Annotated in this window: 3 protein-coding genes; 1 reads left to right on the top strand and 2 read right to left on the bottom strand. The window is 74.8% G+C overall.

The genetic code is table 11. The features are described from left to right. Positions 1-86 precede the first annotated feature (86 nt). A complete protein-coding gene (locus AC5LUJ_RS18970; RefSeq protein ID WP_493465400.1) occupies positions 87-1,016 on the bottom strand; it encodes a ferritin-like fold-containing protein in 930 nt (309 codons plus the stop codon). Between the two features lie 526 nt (positions 1,017-1,542). Between AC5LUJ_RS18970 and AC5LUJ_RS18965 the strand changes: the two genes are divergently transcribed. Continuing rightward, positions 1,543-3,429 (top strand): DEAD/DEAH box helicase, encoded by a 1,887-nt coding sequence (locus tag AC5LUJ_RS18965; protein WP_493465403.1) that lies wholly within the window; start codon positions 1,543-1,545, stop codon positions 3,427-3,429. A gap of 177 nt (positions 3,430-3,606) precedes the next feature. Here the strand turns inward: AC5LUJ_RS18965 and AC5LUJ_RS18960 are convergent. Beyond that, on the bottom strand, positions 3,607-4,175 hold a 569-nt coding region (locus AC5LUJ_RS18960), incomplete at its 5' end, for a hypothetical protein (RefSeq protein ID WP_493465399.1).

Below are 4,175 nucleotides of genomic sequence, written 5' to 3'. Positions count from 1 at the left end.
GGGTAGCCGGGGCGTCCCAGGTCGCGGGTCCGGCTCCCGGCCGGGGCCGTCTCAGGTCGCGGGCCCGGCTCCCGGCCAGGGCCGTCTCAGGTCGACAGCCCGAGCGCGTCCATCCGTGCCGTGTGCGCGAGGGTGATCCGGTTGAACAGCTCCGCCAACGCCGTCAGGTCGCCTATCCCGTCCAGCAGGGCGGCGAGCGCGCTGCGCTCCACCGCGACCCGCTGCGCCTCGGTCAGTGCCTCCCCCATCAGCCGCCGGGCCCACAGCGCGAGCCGGCCGGCCACGGCCGGGTCGGCCTCGACCACCGCCCGGACCCGCCCCACGGCGAACGCGGCATGGCCGGTGTCGGCGAGGACGTCGAGGACCAGCGCGCGCACGTCGGGATCGAGCACGGTGGCGATCTCACGGTAGAAGTCCGCGGCGATGCTGTCCCCGACGTACACCTTGACCAGGCTTTCCAGCCAGTCGGCGGGCGCGGTGAGGTTGTGGAAGTTCGTCAGCGGTGACACGAACGGCTCCATGGCCCGCACCGGGTCGACCCCCACCCGCAGCAGGTAGGCGCGGACCTCCTCGAAGTGCGCGAACTCGGCGGCCGCAATGCCGGCCAGCGCGATCTTGTCGGTCAGGGTGGGAGCCATCCGCGCGTCCGTGGCAAGCCGCTCGAACGCGGTCAGTTCGCCGAAGGCGAGCAGCCCCAGCAGATCCACGACAGCGACGTCCGGCACGCCCGCGCGGACGGCGCCAGAATTCTGGGCATCACGGGCCTGAACGTCATGAGCCTGAACGTCATGAGCCTGAACGTCACGGGCCCGGACGTCACGGTGCGGCTCGGGCGCGGCGGTGGCCGCCTCGTGGGCCCGGCCTCCCAGGACGGCCGAATCATGATCGGGCTGTTTTCGGCCCTCCGGGTCAGGGCCGCGCGCCGCGTCGGAGCCGCCGGCCTCACCGGTCACGCCGTCCCCGTCGGTCGACGGCGCCGGAAAGCCGGCCCGGCCGGTACCCGTACCGTCCGTCATATCGGATCACCTCAGCATCGTCCTCATGGCGAACCGCCCGATATACACCGACCGGAAGCAGGACCAGGACGCCTTACGGCACAGGCACTTGCGGCATCTGACGGAATGGGCCGCGGCACCCTGCCGAAGGTCATCGTGTCGGAACATGTCTCGGAGAGCAGCCCACAGGTTATCCTCATCATTAGCCGGGAGCTGCCAAGACCACTTCCGGCCCGCGCGGGCGTCGCCCCACTCCGGGTCAGCGGACCCCGCCGGTAGATGTCGTGAGCGGGTGCAGCGTCGGATCCCGCTCATAGCGACTCGGGGACCTGGGCCTCGATGGCGCGAGCGAAGGACGATCGCGCCGTCTCCAGCCCTCTAGCAGACCAGGAGCATCCCGCTGTCCGTTTCAGCCGAAACCACAACACACCGACACGATGACCCCACAGATCCCGCGGGACACCCGGACGCCGGCGAGCCGGGAGCCCCGACGGCACCGGCCACGACACCGGCGCCCGGCTTCGCCGACCTCGGCGTCCGCGAAGAGATCGTCGAGGCCCTGCGCGTCAAGGGCATCGTCTCCCCCTTCCCCATCCAGGAACTGACGCTTCCGCTGGCGCTGGCCGGGTCCGACATCATCGGGCAGGCCCGCACCGGCACCGGCAAGACGCTCGCCTTCGGTATCCCGCTCGCGCAGCAGGCGACCAGCCGTGACGAGGGCGCCAGCGGGCAGCCGCAGGCGCTCGTGGTCGTTCCCACCCGCGAGCTGTGCCTGCAGGTCACCGCCGACATCGACCGTGCCGGCTCGGGCCGCGGGCTGCGGGTGCTGCCGGTCTACGGCGGCCGTGCCTACGAGCCGCAGCTGGCAAGCCTGCGCGCCGGTGTGGACATCGTCGTCGGCACCCCCGGCCGGCTGCTCGACCTGGCCCGCCAGAACGCCCTCGTGCTGACGGCGGTGCGCATGCTCGTCCTCGACGAGGCCGACGAAATGCTCGACCTGGGCTTCCTGCCGGACGTCGAGCGCATCCTCGCCCAGCTTCCGGACATCCGCCAGACGCTGCTGTTCTCCGCGACGATGCCGCCGCCGGTGATCTCGCTGGCCCGCCGGTTCATGCGGCGGCCGGTGCACGTCACCGCGGAGCACCCCGACGAGGGCCGCACGGTGCCGGACATCAGCCAGCACGTCTTCCGCGCGCACGCGCTGGACAAGATCGAGGTGCTGGCCCGGGTCCTGCAGGCCGAGGGCCGGGGGCTGGCCATCGTCTTCGTCCGGACCCGCCGCACCGCCGACCGGGTCGCCGACGACCTGACCGGTCGTGGCTTCGCCGCGGCGGCCGTCCACGGGGACATCGCCCAGGGCCAGCGGGAGCAGGCGCTGCGGGCGTTCCGGTCCGGCAAGATCGATGTGCTGGTCGCCACCGACGTCGCCGCCCGTGGCATCGACATCGGCGGGGTGACCCACGTGGTCAACTACCAGTGCCCCGAGGACGAGAACGTCTATCTGCACCGCATCGGCCGCACCGGCCGGGCCGGCGGCAGCGGGGTGGCGGTGACCTTCGTCGACTGGGACGACATACCGCGGTGGGCGCTGGTCAACCAGGCCCTGGGGCTTGCCTTCGACACGCCCGTCGAGACCTACTCGACGTCCCCCCACCTGTTCGAGGCCCTGTCCATCCCCGCGGACGTCCGCGGGGTGCTGCCGCAGGCGTCCCGTACCCGGGCCGGGCTCGCCGCCGAGGAGGTCGAGGACCTCGGGGAGACCGGGCGCCCCAGGCGCCGGCGGCCAGGCCGGGCCGGTGACCGGGCGGACGCGGCCCGCACCGAGCCGTCGGCCGGCCGGCTCCCCGCCGCCCGCACGACCCGGGCCAGGCGCCGTACCCGTGGCGGCGGCGCGGCGGTGGCCGCGGTGGTCGCGGTCTCCGCCGACGAGCCCACCGACGCGCGGCCGGCGGCCCACGCGGACGCGCCCGCGCCGCAGCGGCCGGCACCCACCCGTCCAGCCCCGGCGGACCCGGTCCCAGCCCTGTCCCCGGCAGCGTCCGTGGAACTTCCCGGCGCACCGGATGGCGGACCGGCCGCGGCCGAACCGCGCCCGGCCGGGGCCAGCGGGCGGAGACGGCCGGCGATCAGCAGGGCCGCCCTGTTCCTGGAGCCCGCTTCGCTGCGCCCGACGGCGCCGGATACCGGTTCGGATCCCACCGTGGCCACGGATGCCGTGGACACCGGCATCCTGGACACCGGCATCCTGGACACCGATGCCGGGGCTCCGGGCTCCGGTGCGGACGACGCCACGGCGACCGGTCCGGCTCCTCGGCGGCGCCGGCGCCGCCGGCGGCGCGACGACCGCGGCCGTCCCGTCGGCTCACCGGCCGTGGAGGCGAACCTCGCCGGCAGGCAGGACGACCGGATCGAGCACCGGGCCGAGTCAGCCTGACGACCGCCTGCGGACCTCGGCCCGGGTCAGCCCGACACCGCGATCACGCCGGACAGCCGGCGTGATCGTCGGGCCTGTCACGGGCCTGTCAGTTGTCGGGCCCGCAGTCCTGTCAGAACCCGGCGGACGCGCGGATCCCGAACGCGAAGCGCGCCGCCGGCCGCCCGACCGGACCTGTCAGGGCTCGGCGGAGGTGTGGACCCGCAGCCGGATGCGCACCCAGGCGATCCGCCGGCATGCCGGGCAGCGCACCAGGGACCGGTGCCGCAGCCGCGGCACCGGCACGTGCACGCTGGGGATCAGCAGGGCGACCGCCTCGCGCGCCCGGAGCGTGGTCGTCTGCCCGCAGCGGGAGCACAGCACGTCCAGTCCGCTGGCCACCGGCGGGGCCGGGCTGCCCACCACGCTGTAGAGCGCCCGCTTGCCGTGGACGTCCCGGCCGACCGCCACCGGGGTGGCAAAGCGCTCGTGGGCCGTGGGTGGGGGCGCTGCGCTGCGCGACCGTAGCCGGTCGAAGCCGGCGGGCGCGGCGGCTGCTTCCCGGCGGCCGCTCACCGGTTCGTGACCCGGGATGCCGCGCTGGCCACGGACGCCGCGCCGACCACCGCGCCGGCCGTCATACCCGCCACCGCACCAGCCGTCGCCGGGGGGCGGGCCGATGATCCGCCTGGTAGCGCCGGCCCTGCCGCCGACGGCACCGCGGGCGCCGTCCGGGATGTGCCCCCACCCGGCACCCGGGCCGTGGC

It is taken from the genome of Protofrankia sp. CiP1_Cm_nod3, assembly GCF_982290655.1.
This window is presented reverse-complemented; position numbering and strand designations above follow the sequence as displayed.

Bases quoted from the DNA above. Each gene is read 5' to 3' on its own strand.
- AC5LUJ_RS18970 (WP_493465400.1), bottom strand. From the start codon at position 1,016: ATGACGGACGGTACGGGTACCGGCCGGGCCGGCTTTCCGGCGCCGTCG.